Origin of the sequence: Streptomyces sp. NPDC057249 (assembly GCF_042669245.1) — a bacterium.
GTDB lineage: Bacteria > Actinomycetota > Actinomycetes > Streptomycetales > Streptomycetaceae > Streptomyces.
In genome coordinates this window covers 66,274-81,610 of record NZ_JBHUXS010000020.1, presented here as the reverse complement: position 1 = coordinate 81,610, position 15,337 = coordinate 66,274, and the positions used below count along the sequence as shown (strand labels likewise).

The following is a 15,337-nucleotide window of genomic DNA, read 5'->3' as shown; positions in this document are numbered from 1 at the left end:
TGGTGTCGGGTGCAGGAAAATGATTCGCTGTGCTCGAATGGCCATCGTGGAGAGCAGCGATGGGCCCCCCTCTATCTCCCAGAGGGGGGCCCATCATTGCTCTCTCGGTAGGGACTAGCGCGTGGCGTGGCTCAGGAAGGCCGACCACGACGCGGCGGACATCTTGAGGTTGGGGATCGTTACGTCCTTGGAGTCGCGGACGAGAACGGCGCTGGTGTTGAGTGCCACCTCCACGCAGGCGTTCCCGCTGCCTTCGCTGTAGGAGGACTTGAACCACTGGGGAGCGTTGTTGTTGGTCATCTGATCTCTCGCGCTAGGTTGCGAACATATTCTTCGGTCTCTTCCGGAGGCAGTGCGGAAGCGGAAAGCCTCTCCCACCGCCTGGTGAAGACCCCTACATCGCGGGGCTTCCCGGACATAGCCAGGGCTCCCCACGCGTTATCTGCCTGGACTTGTGGAGGCAGCTCGTCCCCCATGTCCAGGATGCTGAAGTCGGCCGTGAACCGGTATCGCTTTCCGGTCGTAGGCAGGATCTGGATGGTGACGTTGTCCAGCTCCGAGAGCTTGATCAGCTCTTCGCACTGTTCCTGCATCACCTCTATGTCGCCGATGATCTGCCGGAGTGCCGACTCTCCGATGATGGCGACGAGTGCGACGGGATCGTCCTTGCGGGTGATGAAACCACGCCGGCGCATACGCAGTTGTACGGCCTTCTCCACAGAGTCGGAGGGGGCTTCCAGGACGGGCTGCTGCATGGCGAACAAGGCGCGCGCGAAGGGTTCCGTCTGGAGGCTTCCCCACGGTAGCAGCGGGTGGTACACGCGGATCGTCTTCGCTACCTCCTCGATGCCGACGAACTTCGGCATCTGGGTGGGCGTCATGCCGTCCTTGAACTCCGAGATCCATTCCTGGCTGGAAGCCTCCCGCTGGATGGCAAGCAGCTCCTCAACGAGCGGGTCCGGCTCTTCGACGCCGTAGATCCTCAGAAGCGCAATGAGATGCTGGGCCTGGCGCAGCGAACTGAGCCCCGTCTCGACGCGCTGAAGCAGGGCCTCGGAGAAGCCCACCAGGACCGCGGCATCCTCGATCCTCATGCCCGCCGCAACGCGGAGGCGTCGCAGCTCCTGGCCCAGCGCAATCTTGCGTGCGGTCGGACGCGATCGACCGGCCAATGTGCCTACCTCCCCGGCGAACGCACATGCCTCCTTCGGCATGCGCTGAGTGTCGCATTGCATCTGCTCGGCAGAACACCCCATGGGATCGACCCGACAGCCCATGTGCGCAGCCGCTCACGCCATGTGACCGGCTGCAAGGTCCATCTGATCGACCTCCCGGGCCATCTGCACGCTCGGGCACATGCCACTTTAGTCCCCAGGGAGGATTCTGCGGGGATTCCGTTGAATCCTAATTCCCCTGTGTAGCAGCCTAGTTGCGCGAGGAGTTCGTGCCCCACCAAGCCACGAAGCTCGCCTCCCCCGGCGCCAGCGCGGCGCTCGTCCCTGCTCGAAGGACTTCATGATGGAACTCGTTCCCGTCCTACGTGAGACGCGCTTCGCACTACCAGCCGACTACAGCGCACTGGCGGTGGCCCGTATCGACGGTCGGACCCGACTCACCGTACTGGGCTGGCCCGGCAGCCAGCACGATGCCGTGAACGTTCTGTACGTCTTGGTGCGCAACGCTCTGGAACACGGGGTCACTCCGGACACACAGACATTCGAGGTGCGACTCACCGTCACTGACGGCGACGGGCTTCTGGTTGAGGTCGATGACCCAAACCCGAAGTTCCCCGAGTTCGACCGAGCGATTGGGGGAGAACTGGGGCGCGGCTTGTGGGAAGCACAGCGGTGCGGCGCGACCATCACGTACTTCCCTGCCGACCGTGAGGGCGGCGGCAAGACCGTACGCGCCACCCTGCGCCCGGGTCCGGTGGCACCATGACCATCCTCACCCTCCCGTCGGCAGTCGCCGAGATGCCGACGGCCGCCGAAATCACCGGACGCCTGGACGCGGCGGCCGGACCTGACCGACAGCCGCCCGCCGACATGGCGGACCTCACCGCCCGACTGCGAGCCCTGCTCAACGTTCAAGCGCACCGGCAGACGCCCTTGCCGCTGGGTGGCGGGCTGTTCGAGGTCGTCATTACCGGCCCCGACGGGGCCGCCGAGGCGCTGGAGCGGATGGACGTGCAGCAGGGCGGGTGCGGGCCGGTCATTCAGGACCCTGCCGGGTGGCTCTACTGGCTGGTCCCGCCGGGCACGCGTCGGCGCTGGGCGTGGCACTCGTACGCGGTGTGCCTCGGCGCTCCGCACACCCTGCTCCTACCCCCGCTGAACCGGGACGCGCCTCCGGGCGCGTACTGGCTGCGCCCGCCCCGGAGTGACCGGCTGGTCCCGGTCGAGCCGCTGCGGCGGGTGTTGGCGGCGGCCCGGCCCGAGCCGGCCCCGCACCGTGAGATTGCCGCTCATCTCGGTTCCGCCCACTGACTCCGTGCTCGCCGATCCATCCGTCCCCCCGGATACCGGCGAGCACGGGCTGACCCCCTGGTGCCGGGCTGCCGCCTCGGCCCCGGTACCAGGGGCCCGTACTGGAGATTCCTGTGCTGGAAGCTGTTCCCCCTGGGGAGATCGCGGACGGGTGGCCGGACTACGGCCAACCCCGGATGCGGCAGAGCACCGAAGCCCGCCTCGCGAACCTTCGGCGGGGCTATCTCACGAGTGCCCTGGGCGCGATCCCGGAGACCCGGCAGGTCCGGGTCGCCACGTACGTCCTGGCCGGGCCGGGGGTCGACGCGGAAGCCGTTCATGCCCACCTCGTGAAGTTCGCCAGGACGCGCAACTGGCTCGTCCACCGCGTGCCCTACATCGAGTACCCCGCCGCCAGCATCAGGCCGCCCGGCAACGCGGAGCGGCCGGCGCTGGAGGCTGCCTGCCAGGCCATCAGCCGCGGCTTCGTGCACGGGATTCTCACGACCAATCGGCAGGCCATACCGGCCAGCAGCTTCGCTTACGAGCACCTGCTGCGCCGACTTGCTGAACGGCTCGCTTTCGTCGCCTTCCTGCCGTCGGCCTGGCTCCAGCAACCGCCACCGTCCCCACAACCTCCGCACTCGACCGCTGTTCCGGAAGGCACCACATGAAGCTCATGAAGCTCGAACGCATTGCCCTGCTCACCCTCACCGTCCTGGCCGGCGCCCATCTCGTCCAGCGTGACCGGCACCACCGGCAGAGCCTCGACCTCGCGACGGCCGACCGCCAGGAGCGATGGCTGCGGGGGATCATTGGCACCCCTGAGCTGGCCGAGGCGTGGAAGCCGGAGGACCTGAGCGCCGAGGAGTTCGTGACGCTGATGAGCGCCAACCTGGCGCTGGGCACGCACTCGCTCCGGTACCGGCTGGGCATCGACTCAACCGAACAGATGCGCTTCTACGCCGCTTTGCTGATGAGCACCAAGTGCGTCCGCCAGTACTGGGAGCGGTTCGGGGCCACCCGGGAGTCGGAGGCCGTGCACGGCGAGCGGCAGCTCGGCACCGTCAACGACGCCCTCGCGGTCGCCTACAAGTTCGCCCGGCGTGAGCAGGAGAACGCCAGCGCCACGGTGAGCTGACCGACCCGCACGCCCCGAGGGGGCGTTCCATCAGACCCGGGGGCGTCCGGGAACCCTGCCTTCTGCCTGGGCTGGATAGCGAGTGTGTCCAGGTCAGAAGGCACCCGGGAGCGGCGCGCTTGCGCGCCCCGGCCGCGATCCGTGGGGGGTATGCGGCCGGCCCCGATCACCACCCAGTTCCGTGACCGTCACCGACCATCAGGGACAGCACCGTGACCACCACCAGAGCGCCGTACATCATTCCGTGGGCGGGCGAGATCACCTTGCCCGAGCCGCTGATGACCACTCCGGGAGGCGTCTTCTACGCCGATCCCCGCGTGGATCAGCGGCACCGGGATGACGACAGCGTGCTGTGGGAAGCGTGGGGCGGCCCGCAGACCGGGCCCCGCATCTACAAGCTGCTGCACCCCGGCCGGCAGCCCGAGGCGATGCGGCACCTGCTCTGCGCGACGTGCGGCGGCCCCGCGAGCCGGAACGCCGACGGGATGCTGTGGTTGATGCCGCTGCTGGCCGGGCCTCCGGCCGAGGGCACAACGTGGGAGGGTGTGCGGACCACCGTCCCGCCCGCGTGCGAGCCGTGCGCGGACAGGGTGACGAAGGGCTGCCCGTGGCTGCGGAACGGCCATGCGCGGCTGCGGGTCCGGGAGGCCGACCAGATCGGTGTCCGCGGCACCCTGTACTGCCGCACGGGGCAGCCGAGCGTGGCCGTGGACGACGATGCCCTGGTCCTCTACGACTCCCCCGACGCCCGGTACGTCGTGGCGCGGCACGCCGTACGAGAGCTGGCCAGAGTCACCGTCGAAGCCGTTGTCACCACCGCGCTCGCCCCCTCCAGCACGGCCTGCCCGTACGACGGCGTCGCCTTCGCGGACGGGGTGAGCGCCTGATGGACATGCACGCTCTGCCTCACCTGACCAACGAATCCGGCTTCGCTGCCGTCGCCGCATTCGCCGCGCGTGACCTGGACTTGACCCTTGGTGTCATCCGCCCGGCCGGGGGGTCCCTCCTCGTGCAGCAGCACAGCGACGGTGGCGCCCGCGTGCGCGTTGAGGGGGTACCGGCGGCCGACGACGACCGGACGGACGGATGGGCGTGGGCGCGAGGCGATGTGAAGAGCACCCTCGCCGAGCACGGCATCATGACGTGGAAGTGCGAGCGGTCCACCGGCACGCGCCTTGGATGGGACATCATTCTCCCAACGGCCGGCGCCGTACGCCTGCTCACCGCCCTGATCAAGTCGGGCATGAACGCCGTGGAGCGCGCCGCACTCGCTCTGACCCTCGCCCTCTACGAGGCCGGCATCGAGGTCCGGGCGGCCGTCGATGACGACGAAGCACTCCAGCCCCTCGCGCTCGACGCCGAGGACGCGCTGGCCCTGTGGAAGCTGCTCCATGGCACTTCCGACCGGCCGGCCCATATCGATATCTCCACCTGGGCCGGTCTCGACAAACTCGCAGGCAGGTTGATGCGCCTGCCGAAACTCGCCGTGCTCATCGAGGCGCAGCCCGGATGTGACGACTGCGCCCCACCCAAGCCGAACCGAGTCCGCTTCGGCGCACTCACCGCGGACGAGGCTCAGTCCCTGGCCGCAGCCGTTGCCCGCCGAACTGCCGCAGCAGCACAACCGACAGCACCCTCGGGAGGCCAGGCATGAGCACCGACACCGAGTACCAGCACAACCAGCGGTGCTACGGCACCGCATGGGCCCCGGCCACACGCGTGCCGCGCCCGCCCGAGGACTGGGCACACCATGCCGCCAGCGCACGAATGTACGACCGGCTGCTGGGAGGCTCGGACAACTACGCCTCGGACAGGGCGGTGCTCGCCGACCTGTCCGAGGACGACTTCGAACGCCTGCGCACGGCCGCCAGGATCAACTTGGAACACAACAGCGCAGTGGTCACGCGCCTGGCCGACGAGGGCTTCACGCAGTTCCTCGACCTCGGATGCGGCTACCCCTCACCGTGGCAGCCCGCCCGCGACGTGGACGAGACCGCGCTGACGCTCATCCCCGTACCCCGGGTCGTCTACGTGGACATCGATCCGCATGCCGTCGCTCACCGAAGGATGCGGTGTGAGAACGAGAAGGTCGTGCGGATCGTCCAAGGGGACCTCGCCCGCATGGACACCTTGCTGCGCTCCGCGCAGGTGAGTGGTGCACTCGACCTGACCAGACCTGTTGCCGTCCTCGCGCACGACGTGCTGCCCTGGCTGTCCGATGCCGACGCCGCCAAGTCGATGCGCATCCTGCGGGAATGGGCGCCCCCCGGCAGCGCCCTGTCGATCACCCACGCCTGCGACCTCGGCCCCACCAGGCCGTCCATGCTCACGCCCCCCGCCCGGGACAAGGCTGCCCTCACCTACCTCACCCGCGACAAGGAGGTCATCCGGGAGTACGCCGGCGGCTGGCCGATGCTGGAGCCCGGCCTCGTTCCCACCGCACGGTGGGACAGGGAAAGCCCGCTCCCCGAGGAGATGTGGCACGCATCGGGGGCGTACGCGGGGGTCGCGATCAAGCCGGCCGCCAGCGCAGCAGAAGCGCGGGGGGCGTGATGGTCGAACTCGTAGAAGCCGACATCCAGCAGTTCTACCAGGGCCGTCGGCGGATGCCCTACATCGCGCCGTGGAGTGAGGAACACCCCGACCGTTCGCTGACGTGGCTGAGCGGAGGCCGGCTCGCCTACACCGACGAGGTCCAGCAGGACCGCGTACGAGGTGCGCTGCTACTGCGGTACCCCTCGGCACGCGGCCGCGGGGACGCGAGTCCGGCGGGCGTCCATCCTCAGCGGCAGCGCGAGGTGATGGACCGCCTCGGCTGCCAGGTCTGCGGCGCGGACACGCACCGCGAGGCGGCCGAGCAGTGGAACGGCCGGCGCCTCTTCCTCGCCCGCGAGGGCACGTCCCTCCAGGACGGGGCGCAAACCGCGTCCCCGCCCGTGCACCGCGCCTGCGCGATCGAGTCCATGACCGAGTCGATTGGCTGCAAGCGCTTGGGCCGCCACCCGGTCCTGGCCCTGGTGGAGCAGGTCACGCCGTGGGGGGTGCACGGCCTGGTCCACGACCCCGTGACCCGGACACCGATCGGTGAGCGCCGCGTCCCGTACGGCGACCCCATGCTCCCCGCGACGATCGCCTTCCGCGTGATCGTGCAACTGCACGGCTGCGCCCCCATCGCCCCCGACGACCTGAGGGCGGCGGCATGACCCGGCGCAAGACCACGGGGCCTCCCGCGAAGGGCACCCTCGGCCGTGCGGTCTACGACGACCTGGTGGGCATGCTCGCGGACACGAAGAAGTACCGGCCGGGCAGCCGGCTCCCGTCCTACATGGCGCTGTGCCAGCGCTACGGCGTCTCCCCCAGCGTCGTGTCCGACGCGATGCTGTCCCTGGCGTACGAGGGTCGTGTCGTCATCCGTCCGGGCGGCGTGACCGTACGGGGGGAACTCCCCCTCCCGGCCAGTGGGAGGGGGAGCAGCGCCCCTGAGCCAAGCTCGAACGGCCGCCCCGCAGCGCCGCCGACGGCTGCGCGCCTGGGCGCAATCGTGCGGGAGCGCATAGCGGACGGCACGATCAAGCCAGGCCAGCCGGTCGTCAACGCACTGCTCAAGGAGTTCGACGTCTCCCGCAGTGTGCTGCTCAACGCTCTCGCCCCCCTGCACAAAGAGGGGCTGCTGACCTACAGGCGGGGAGTCGGCACCTACGCGCCCTACCTTCCCGAAGGCCCGGAAGGGGGCTCCCGTGCCCTCTGACCCCATCACCCCTCGGCCACCCGGAGACCGCAGCATGGGTTCCGCAACCGCTCCCAAGGCCGGCACGTCCCGGCGCCGGGTCTACGACGGGCTGAAGCAGATGCTCACGGACACGGACGCCTACCCACCGGGCACGAAGCTGCCGACGTACGAGGAGATCCGTAAGCAGTACGGCGTTTCGTACAGCGTCGTGAGCGTCGCCATGCACGCTCTCGCTGCGGAAGGGCTCGTGCGTATCCGCCACGCACGAGGCGCCTACGCCTTCGAGGTTCCCCCGACCAAGTCGGCGCTCATTGCGAAGGCCGTGCGTGAACGCATCGCTGACGGCTCGCTCAAGCCGGGCCAACCGTTGGTGCGCTCTCTGGCACAGGAATTCGGGGTCACCCCGGCCAACGTGTCCAAGGCGCTCGTCCCTCTGCTCGATGAAGGACTCCTGATCGTCCATCTCGGCGTCGGCACCTTCGTGTCACGGCGCCACGCCCGACGGCCGAAGCGCCGCCGCGCACCCCAGCCGCCCGACACCCCCTGAGGGCCCACAGACTCCCGGCGCGGGGGCGCCACCAACTCGTGCGCAGCCGCACGATGGCCCCGCGCCGGGTCGCACCACCCACATTCACTTCACCGGCAAGGAGAGAACAGTGGAACCGAGCGAACACATTCTGGTGACGGGTGGGGCCGGCTTCATCGGTACCCATCTGTGCGAGGCGCTGCTGGACAGGGGCGCCCGTGTCACTGCGGTCGACAGCCTCACGGCCGGGCGCTTACCGGCACTGGCCCAGCTGACGCGGCACCCTCGCTTCACCTTCATCGAGCACGACATCACTGCCCCCCTCAACTGGGACACGCCCGTGACCGCGGTCATGCACCTCGCCAGCCCCATCGGTCCGGCCCTGGTGCGCGAGCAGCCCGTACAGACCCTGATGGCCGGTTCCGTCGGCACGGTCAACGCACTGGAGATCGCCCGCCGGTACAAGGCCCGCATCGTGCTGGTGTCCTCCGCCGAGGTCTACGGTGAGCCGGAGGTCCAGCCCCAGCCCGAGACGTACACGGGGAACGTCGATCCGACCGGGCCGATGTCCGGCTACCAGGAAGCGAAGCGCTTCCTGGAGGCCCTAGCCGTGGCCTACCGGCGTCAGTACGGCGTGAACACCGGCATCGTGCGCCCGTTCAACGTGTACGGGCCCGGCATGCTGCCCTCGGACAAGAGAGTCGTCGCCGCGTTCGTCGTCGCCGCCTTGGCCGGGGAGGAGCTGGTCGTCAACGGCCCGGAGGCCACCCGGAGCCTGTGTTACGTGCGCGACTTCGTGGCCGGGCTGATCGCGATGATGGACTCCGACGTGTCCGGACCGCTGAACATCGGGGCCGAGGACGGGACCGCGATCGGGGACCTCGCGCACCTGGTGGTGTCCACGGTCGGAAGCGGAACCGTACGGATCGGGCCGAGCGCGCCGACGGGCGGCGCCGCCCGCTGCCCCGACATCACGCAGGCCAGAGAGCTGCTGGGGTGGGAGCCCACCACCACGCTTCAGCAGGGTGTCGAGGCGACCGTCACCGGGATGCGGGACATGATCGAATCCCAGGCGGTTGTGACGTTCGACGTGCCCACCGCATGGCGGACCCTGATCCCCGAGGGCCAGCCGCTGGCCTGCCGCGCGGACTCCGTCGGCATGGCCCTGAAGTGGCTGACGGACACCTACCCGGTCCTGGCGCCCCGAGTGCTCAGCCCCACCGGTCAGCTCGTGCCCTGGACCAACGTCTACATCGGTGACGACAGCATCCGAGACCTGGACGGCATGGCCACCGGTCTGCGCGGCGAGGTCAACCTCACCCTCCTCCCGGCCATGGCGGGAGGCTGACATGGACACCATTACACGTTCGATGGTCATGATCCCTGCCGCGACCGCTCTGATCGGAGCGCCGGAGGATCACCTGGACGCACTGGTCGGCGCGCAGCACTACGGGCGTGCCTGGTTCGAGGATGAGTCCCCGCAGCACTACGCCACCATCGGCGCTTTCCTGCTCGACCGGCACCCCGTCACCAACGCCGCGTTCGACCGGTTCGTTCGGGCCACCGGATACCGGACGGCCGCAGAAAGGCGCGGTTACGGGTCGGTGTACGCCTCCGGATACTGGGAGGCGCGCCCCGGGGCTGACTGGAAGCACCCCGGCGGCCCTGGGGACAGCATCGCGGAACGCCTGGACCACCCCGTCGTCCACGTCGACCACGCCGACGCCACCGCCTTCGCTCAGTGGGCCGGCAAGCGGCTTCCCACCGAGGCCGAGTGGGAGTACGCGGCCCACGGCCCCGCCTGGCGGGCCAGGCCCTGGGGGAACGACTGGGACGATAACCGGGCTGTGGGCGCCCGCACGGGCCCGGTCGCGGACCCGGAGTCGTGGCGGGCCTGGTGGGACGAGCACTACGCGCGCAACGCCACCGTGCCCGGCACCGCAGCCGTCGGCGGCCGCTCACCGGCCGGTGATTCCCCCTTCGGGATCAGCGACATGATCGGCAACGTCTCCGAGTGGACCGCCGACCCCTACCGGCTCTACGACGGAACCCGCAGGTACGAGCCGATGTACCAGGCCGCCGTCGGCCGCTACCGCGTGGTCCGCGGAGGTGGGTGGATGCACATGCGCCACCAGCTGCGCACCACCGAGCGCTTCGCCGCCGCGCCCGACTACTCCAATCACGCCCTCGGCTTCCGCTGCGCAGCCAGCCCAGGCACGACAACCGACTACTGAACACCGCTTCCCCGTACGCGGGTTGGTCCTGCGCCGCCGCGTACGGGGAAGGCTCGCGCCCCGGCTAGGCTCGGAGCCATGAAGGTACTGATTACGGGCGGGGCCGGGTACATCGGCAGCACGGTCGCCTCCGCATGCATCGACGCCGGGATCGAGCCCGTCATCCTCGACAACCTGGGGACCGGCCGCCGCGAGTTCACTGCCGGGCGCTCCTTCTACGAGGGCGACATTGCCGACGGCCCGCTCATCGACCGCGTCTTCGCCGACCACCCGGACATCGCCGCCGTCGTGCACTGTGCAGCGCTGATCGTGGTCCCGGACTCCGTCGCCGACCCTGTCGGCTACTACCGGAACAACGTGAGCGCGAGCCTGGAGCTGGTGAACCACCTCCTGCGCAACGGCTGCCACCGCCTGCTGTTCAGCTCCTCCGCCTCGATCTACCAGGCCGGTGACGACTTCACCGTTGACGAGGAGTCCCCGCACGCGCCGCAGAGCCCGTACGCGCGCACCAAGACGGTGTGCGAGGGCATGTTCGCGGACATCGCGGCCAGCACTCCGCTCCGCGTGCTGTCCCTGCGCTACTTCAACCCCATCGGCGCCGATCCTGAGCTCCGCACCGGCCTGCAACTGCCCCGTCCGAGCCACGCTCTAGGGATGCTGATCTCCGCGCACGAAGCGGGCGTGCCGTTCGGCATCACGGGAGTCGACTGGCCCACCCGCGACGGCACGGGGATTCGTGACTATGTGCACGTCTGGGATCTCGCCGCCGCCCATGTCGCCGCCCTCACCCGATTCGACGGGCTCTTCCACGACGGCAGCACCTCCAGGGCGATCAACCTGGGCACCGGCACCGGCACCACAGTCCGCGAGCTCGTCGAGGCATTCAACGAGGTCGTGGACGCCCCCGTGAAGACCGAAGAACGCGCCCCCCGGCCCGGCGACGTGGCCGGCGCCTACACCCGCAGCGACCGAGCAGCCCAAGAGCTCGGATGGCATCCGCGGTACTCAGTGGCTGATGGCATTCGCGACTCGCTTCGGTGGGCCGAGATCCGAGAAGCGCGACTCCCAGCTTCCCCGCCCCGCTCCTGAGCAAGGACGAGGACGACAACACGAGGGACAGCGAAGCCCTGCCAGAGCTCAACTAACCCCTGTCTGTGCTCCTGAGCCGTCGTGTTCGGGAGCACAGCTCAACTTCGGGCAAGGCACCTTCGCTGAACCAACGCGGCCATCTCCGAGCCACGGCGCACACCAGCGACGGGTGTAACGCAAACGGCGGTCACTCCGTCCATACAAGCAGCCAGCCGTTGACGCTCGGCCAGCATCTGCTGTATCGCCGCCAGGAGGACCCAGACCGTGCTGACTTCCGTTGCTGAGAGTGACCAGCTCTACTTCGAGCCTTTCGCGGATCTCTTCAATGCCCCCCAGAGCCGCCCGGGCCCGCCCGTGGCGGCAGAGCCGCAGGAACAGAGCCTTGCGCACGTCTGGATCATCGCGGCCGAGATCAAGGTCGAGGAGCGCATTGCCAAGATCGCGGACTTTCGTGGCAGCTTCACGACGGAGGCCAAGACCCGCGTGGATGCTCTGGAGGTCTACTGCCGGAACTGCCGGCGGCCGTACGAGGATGTGGCCGGGATCGACTGCGAGGCTCAGATCGACAACCAGCACCTGATCGGCGGCGACCAGTCCCAGCGGGCGAAGCGGAAGATCCCCACCCCGCCGCCGACATCCCGGCTGCTGAGAGGGGGCACTATCCAGCGCCGCGGTATCGGCTCCTACATCAGCGGCGTCTCCCGCCCGGCCCGATAGGAACATCCAATGCCCCTGTTCCTCCTCGGCGTCCTCCTGGGCGGGATATCTGCTGGCGTCACCCATCACCAGACCGGCAGCACGCAACTCGCCGTCATCGTCGGCGTCATCGCCTCGATCGCCACCTGGCTCGGCCTGGCAACTGTGATCTTCGCGGACGACTAGGCCCGAGACGTAAGCGCGGCAGGCCCCTACGGTCCGCCGCGTGAATCCTCCAACGCAGCCCTCACCCTCCAGCCACCGGGCACCGCGCCGTCGCGTCCTCCGCGACGTACTCGGCCTCTTCCTGATCGGCTCAGGGACGGTCGGGCTGCTCGGGGCCCTGTACGCAGCCGAACCCCTCGTGACCCTGTTCCTCGCCGGTCTGATCCTGGGCTTCGGGGGTTCTACCGTTCTGCGCGTCGCCCCGCCCCTGCACCCCTTGGTGCGGCTCGTCGCCGGGTACGTCGCGCTGTCCCTCGGTCTCACCGTGCTGGCCGGCCTGGCGTTCGCCTTCACCCCCTGGGCCGTGCTGTTCGCTCTCCTGGTCGCGCTAGGCGCCTACCTGAGCAGCGAGGGAGACTAACGTGGCGAAGCGAAAGTGGCTTCCGGCCCTCCGTTCCCTCATCCCCACTCTCCAGGCGCCGGAGCCCGAGACCAAGACGCTCACCTGGACCGGCGGCTACGCCTCCACCACGTACGCGGGTACCTCCAACATTTGGTCCACGGAGGGGCGCGCCGACGGCTGGGACCTGGACCGCGTAGTCACCGAAGGCTACGAGCGGGTCATCTGGGTCTACAAGGCCATCGAGACGATCGGAAAGCACGCCGGCCGCCTTCCGATCGAGATCGGGGTGGGTCTGTCCGAGGACGGCCAGTTCGAGCAGGTCATCGAGGACCACCCCCTGCTGCGGGTCCTCAACGGGCGGGCGAACCCCGTCGAGACCGGCGCCCAGTTCCGTAAGCGTCTGTCCGCGCAGATTCTGCTCTCCAAGCGCGGCGCGTTCGTGGAGGTGACCCGCTCCAATCGGGGCACCATCACCCGCCTCGATCTCCTTCCCCCTGACCGGGTCCTCCCCGTTCCCGACCCGCGTGGCGAATACATCGCCCACTTCGAGTTCACCACCCTGTTCGGCGAGGTACGGGAGCTCGATCCGGAACGGGTTCGCTGGATCAGAGACCCCCACCCCACAGACCCTTTCTCCGGCATGACTCCCCTGGAAGCGGCCGGCGTCAGCGTCGAGCTGGACTACCTCTCGCGGCTGTACAACGTCGCCTTCATACGCAACGACGCCCGGCCCGGCGGCATCGTCGCCGTGGACACCACCACGCTCAGCGACCAGGAGATGAACCGGCTCGAATCCCGGTTCCTGCCCGGCAGTGAGTTCGCCGGTCACGTATCGGTTGTCGGGGCGGGTCCGGGCGGCATGAACTACGTCGACCTTGCGGCCAAGCCCCGGGAGATGGCCTACGAGCACGCCGCGCAGAACGCCAAGATCGAAATCCTCGGCGCTTTCGGTGTCCCGGAGAGCGTGCTCGGCAACGCTTCCGGTCGCACCTTCGACAACGCTGAGCAGGAGGAATACAACTTCTGGTCACACACCGAGCTTGACCACCTCGCGATGATCGCCAACGCGTTCGCGGGCGACCTGCGCCACCCGGAAGCGGACATCCGCTACAACACCAGCAGCGTCGAGGTGCTGGAGCTGCCCCGTCGGCGGCGTCGCGCGGAGGCCCGCGAAGAGTGGGAATCCGGCCTGATCTCGATCGATGAGTACCGCCGGCGGACAGGGCTGCCCGCCTACAACAACGCCCACAGTCGTGCTCTGTGGATCTCCCCGCAGAAGGCCCCTGTTCCCGCCCGCCCGGAAGACGCCGCCGCACTGGGCATTCAGGGAAGCGGAGATACCGACACCGCTCCTGGAGGGGCGCTGCCGCCCGGCGCAGGCCCCAATGCTGCGCTCCCCCCAGGCAGCCACGACGGCGGGGACGCCGCGGCGGCCGTCGCCCAGGCCCGCAGCGACGGGGGCCAGCCCGCAGGCGCGCTCCCCCCGGGCCCCGGCGCGGCGGCAGTCGCGTCCGCACGCGAGGACGGCGCCCCTGGCGGACAGCCGGGCGCAGCCGCCGCAGCCGTCGAGTCGGCCCGGCAGATCGAGCAGCGAAGGCCGGGGGATGCCGCTACCGCGGTTGCTGAAGCCCGCGGCCTTGAGGGCAAGGCGCTGCCGCCTGGCGGCACCGGCTACGAGGTCACTGACGACGACTTCGACCAGGCCGCCCAGGCCGTGGCGGCCGCACTCACCCCGTTGTTCGAACGGCAGATGGGGGTCATCACTGCGCGGCTGCGGTCCCCGAAGGCCCGCAAGGGCACTCGCTACTGGCGCGACGACGGTCCGACAGACACCCGCGGCGGGGACGCGTCGCTGGACATCCAGCGCATCATCGGCGCCGACCGCTGGCTTGAGGAGGTCTCCGGCACTCTGGCGCACGTCCTGGCCGGCATCGCGCACGGCGTGTCCCAGCGAACCGCTGCGGCCCTTGGCGCCGCCGAGCCGCCTCCGTCGGCCGCCGCCCGTGTCACCGCCGCGGTGCTCGACGCCGTGTATGCGGGAGAGGGCGGTGCCCGCCATTTCCTGGACACCCTGGGCGGGCTTCTGGGCCAGGCACAGGACGTGACCGACGACATGGAAGACCTCCTGGCACTCGTCCGCACAGCCTTCTCCGACATCGCTCCGCGTACCGCTGCGGGCATCGCGGAGAGCGCGGCCACCGCCACCGTCAACGGTGCGGCCGACGCGACCGCCGGTGCGATCGGCCCCCACATCGTGCGGACCTGGGTGTCGCGTGGCGACGACCGCGTGCGCGAAGCCCACGCCGACGTCGACGGCACCACCCTGCCCGTGACCACCCCGTTCGACGTGGACGGCTACCCCATGCGCTACCCCGGCGACCAGCTCGCCCCCCTGTACCTGACCGTCAACTGCCGATGCCGCCTGCGCTACCGCACCGAAGGAGACAAGTTGTGAGCTGGATCATCTGGACCCTGTGGACCGCCCTCTTCGCCCTGTTCGAGACGTGGGCGCTGATCAACAAGAAGAAGGGCGACACCCTCAGCGAGAACACGCGGAAGCTGTTCCGTACCCGCACGTCCAAGGCCGGCCGGGCGGTGTTCACGGCAAGCTGGCTCGGCTTCTCCGGGTGGTTCCTGCTGCACATCCTCACCCAGACGATGTAACTTCCGCCGAAATGCGCTGCCCTGGCCCTCGTCCCTGGTAGCTTTTACATCGCACCACCGAGGCACCATCGCGGCATACACGTCGTACAGCGGTTCAGCACCACAGCAACATTCTCTGCGCTTCCGGGCGCAGAGCCCCACTACGGAACCGCAATCAGCAAAACCAACTGGCCACAGGCTGGTTATCTCCTCGGTTGTGCAGTCGGCCCGGCCCGCTCTCGCGG

At 69.2% G+C, this 15,337-nt stretch carries 20 protein-coding genes; 18 read left to right on the top strand and 2 right to left on the bottom strand.

Translation table 11 applies throughout. The features are described 5' to 3' along the window. Positions 1-114 precede the first annotated feature (114 nt). Together ACFUJY_RS29430 and ACFUJY_RS29425 are read right to left on the bottom strand one after the other, a co-directional pair. Positions 115-300, bottom strand: a complete 186-nt coding sequence (locus ACFUJY_RS29430) for a DUF397 domain-containing protein (protein WP_383305285.1) — start codon at positions 298-300, stop codon at positions 115-117. After that, positions 297-1,214 carry a helix-turn-helix domain-containing protein gene (locus ACFUJY_RS29425; protein ID WP_383305283.1) on the bottom strand — a complete coding sequence of 306 codons (918 nt, stop codon included), beginning with the start codon at positions 1,212-1,214 and terminating at the stop codon, positions 297-299. The genes ACFUJY_RS29430 and ACFUJY_RS29425 overlap by 4 nt, the downstream gene beginning before the upstream one ends. A gap of 301 nt (positions 1,215-1,515) precedes the next feature. Here ACFUJY_RS29425 and ACFUJY_RS29420 point away from each other — a divergent pair, with 301 nt between their 5' ends. From ACFUJY_RS29420 to ACFUJY_RS29335, 18 genes are all read left to right on the top strand, one after another. After that, entirely contained in the window at positions 1,516-1,941 is a 426-nt protein-coding gene (locus tag ACFUJY_RS29420) for an ATP-binding protein (protein WP_383305281.1), read from the top strand. Next, positions 1,938-2,486 (top strand): hypothetical protein, encoded by a 549-nt coding sequence (locus ACFUJY_RS29415; RefSeq protein ID WP_383305279.1) that lies wholly within the window; start codon positions 1,938-1,940, stop codon positions 2,484-2,486. Before ACFUJY_RS29420 ends, ACFUJY_RS29415 begins: the two co-directional genes overlap by 4 nt. Before the next feature lie 176 nt (positions 2,487-2,662). Continuing rightward, the gene (locus ACFUJY_RS29410; protein ID WP_383305277.1) at positions 2,663-3,139 is read left to right on the top strand and encodes a hypothetical protein; all 477 of its coding nucleotides are present in this window, start codon (positions 2,663-2,665) and stop codon (positions 3,137-3,139) included. Then, on the top strand, positions 3,136-3,606 hold the full coding sequence (locus ACFUJY_RS29405) for a DUF6082 family protein (RefSeq protein WP_383305275.1): 471 nt from the start codon (positions 3,136-3,138) through the stop codon (positions 3,604-3,606). The genes ACFUJY_RS29410 and ACFUJY_RS29405 overlap by 4 nt, the downstream gene beginning before the upstream one ends. Before the next feature lie 212 nt (positions 3,607-3,818). Next, a complete protein-coding gene (locus ACFUJY_RS29400; RefSeq protein ID WP_383305273.1) occupies positions 3,819-4,493 on the top strand; it encodes a hypothetical protein in 675 nt (224 codons plus the stop codon). After that, positions 4,493-5,260: a hypothetical protein gene (locus tag ACFUJY_RS29395; protein WP_383305272.1), complete on the top strand. Its 768-nt coding sequence runs from the start codon at positions 4,493-4,495 to the stop codon at positions 5,258-5,260. Before ACFUJY_RS29400 ends, ACFUJY_RS29395 begins: the two co-directional genes overlap by 1 nt. Next, positions 5,257-6,159: an SAM-dependent methyltransferase gene (locus tag ACFUJY_RS29390; protein ID WP_383305270.1), complete on the top strand. Its 903-nt coding sequence runs from the start codon at positions 5,257-5,259 to the stop codon at positions 6,157-6,159. Before ACFUJY_RS29395 ends, ACFUJY_RS29390 begins: the two co-directional genes overlap by 4 nt. After that, complete coding sequence (locus tag ACFUJY_RS29385; RefSeq protein WP_383305268.1) at positions 6,159-6,809, top strand: hypothetical protein; 651 nt, start codon at positions 6,159-6,161, stop codon at positions 6,807-6,809. Before ACFUJY_RS29390 ends, ACFUJY_RS29385 begins: the two co-directional genes overlap by 1 nt. Next, on the top strand, positions 6,806-7,354 hold the full coding sequence (locus ACFUJY_RS29380) for a GntR family transcriptional regulator (protein WP_383305266.1): 549 nt from the start codon (positions 6,806-6,808) through the stop codon (positions 7,352-7,354). Before ACFUJY_RS29385 ends, ACFUJY_RS29380 begins: the two co-directional genes overlap by 4 nt. Before the next feature lie 34 nt (positions 7,355-7,388). Then, on the top strand, positions 7,389-7,883 hold the full coding sequence (locus tag ACFUJY_RS29375) for a winged helix-turn-helix domain-containing protein (protein WP_383305264.1): 495 nt from the start codon (positions 7,389-7,391) through the stop codon (positions 7,881-7,883). Positions 7,884-7,992: 109 nt separating this feature from the next. Further along, positions 7,993-9,210 carry an SDR family NAD(P)-dependent oxidoreductase gene (locus ACFUJY_RS29370; protein ID WP_383305262.1) on the top strand — a complete coding sequence of 406 codons (1,218 nt, stop codon included), beginning with the start codon at positions 7,993-7,995 and terminating at the stop codon, positions 9,208-9,210. A 1-nt stretch (position 9,211) separates the two neighbouring features. Then, entirely contained in the window at positions 9,212-10,096 is an 885-nt protein-coding gene (locus ACFUJY_RS29365) for a formylglycine-generating enzyme family protein (protein WP_383305260.1), read from the top strand. 78 nt (positions 10,097-10,174) lie between these two features. After that, complete coding sequence (gene galE / locus ACFUJY_RS29360; protein WP_383305258.1) at positions 10,175-11,185, top strand: UDP-glucose 4-epimerase GalE; 1,011 nt, start codon at positions 10,175-10,177, stop codon at positions 11,183-11,185. 264 nt (positions 11,186-11,449) lie between these two features. Continuing rightward, entirely contained in the window at positions 11,450-11,902 is a 453-nt protein-coding gene (locus tag ACFUJY_RS29355; protein WP_383305257.1) for a hypothetical protein, read from the top strand. Positions 11,903-11,911: 9 nt separating this feature from the next. After that, the gene (locus tag ACFUJY_RS29350; RefSeq protein WP_383305255.1) at positions 11,912-12,067 is read left to right on the top strand and encodes a hypothetical protein; all 156 of its coding nucleotides are present in this window, start codon (positions 11,912-11,914) and stop codon (positions 12,065-12,067) included. Positions 12,068-12,323: 256 nt separating this feature from the next. Next, positions 12,324-12,467: a hypothetical protein gene (locus ACFUJY_RS29345; RefSeq protein WP_383305253.1), complete on the top strand. Its 144-nt coding sequence runs from the start codon at positions 12,324-12,326 to the stop codon at positions 12,465-12,467. 1 nt (position 12,468) lies between these two features. Continuing rightward, complete coding sequence (locus ACFUJY_RS29340; RefSeq protein WP_383305251.1) at positions 12,469-14,904, top strand: phage portal protein; 2,436 nt, start codon at positions 12,469-12,471, stop codon at positions 14,902-14,904. Beyond that, positions 14,901-15,113, top strand: a complete 213-nt coding sequence (locus tag ACFUJY_RS29335; RefSeq protein WP_383305249.1) for a hypothetical protein — start codon at positions 14,901-14,903, stop codon at positions 15,111-15,113. The genes ACFUJY_RS29340 and ACFUJY_RS29335 overlap by 4 nt, the downstream gene beginning before the upstream one ends. Positions 15,114-15,337 lie beyond the last annotated feature (224 nt).

Coding starts and splice junctions, on each gene's coding strand:
- ACFUJY_RS29430 (WP_383305285.1), bottom strand. CDS start 300: ATGACCAACAACAACGCTCCCCAGTGGTTCAAGTCCTCCTACAGCGAA.
- ACFUJY_RS29425 (WP_383305283.1), bottom strand. CDS start 1,214: ATGCCGAAGGAGGCATGTGCGTTCGCCGGGGAGGTAGGCACATTGGCC.
- ACFUJY_RS29420 (WP_383305281.1), top strand. CDS start 1,516: ATGATGGAACTCGTTCCCGTCCTACGTGAGACGCGCTTCGCACTACCA.
- ACFUJY_RS29415 (WP_383305279.1), top strand. CDS start 1,938: ATGACCATCCTCACCCTCCCGTCGGCAGTCGCCGAGATGCCGACGGCC.
- ACFUJY_RS29410 (WP_383305277.1), top strand. CDS start 2,663: ATGCGGCAGAGCACCGAAGCCCGCCTCGCGAACCTTCGGCGGGGCTAT.
- ACFUJY_RS29405 (WP_383305275.1), top strand. CDS start 3,136: ATGAAGCTCATGAAGCTCGAACGCATTGCCCTGCTCACCCTCACCGTC.
- ACFUJY_RS29395 (WP_383305272.1), top strand. CDS start 4,493: ATGGACATGCACGCTCTGCCTCACCTGACCAACGAATCCGGCTTCGCT.
- ACFUJY_RS29390 (WP_383305270.1), top strand. CDS start 5,257: ATGAGCACCGACACCGAGTACCAGCACAACCAGCGGTGCTACGGCACC.
- ACFUJY_RS29385 (WP_383305268.1), top strand. CDS start 6,159: ATGGTCGAACTCGTAGAAGCCGACATCCAGCAGTTCTACCAGGGCCGT.
- ACFUJY_RS29380 (WP_383305266.1), top strand. CDS start 6,806: ATGACCCGGCGCAAGACCACGGGGCCTCCCGCGAAGGGCACCCTCGGC.
- ACFUJY_RS29375 (WP_383305264.1), top strand. CDS start 7,389: ATGGGTTCCGCAACCGCTCCCAAGGCCGGCACGTCCCGGCGCCGGGTC.
- ACFUJY_RS29365 (WP_383305260.1), top strand. CDS start 9,212: ATGGACACCATTACACGTTCGATGGTCATGATCCCTGCCGCGACCGCT.
- galE (WP_383305258.1), top strand. CDS start 10,175: ATGAAGGTACTGATTACGGGCGGGGCCGGGTACATCGGCAGCACGGTC.
- ACFUJY_RS29350 (WP_383305255.1), top strand. CDS start 11,912: ATGCCCCTGTTCCTCCTCGGCGTCCTCCTGGGCGGGATATCTGCTGGC.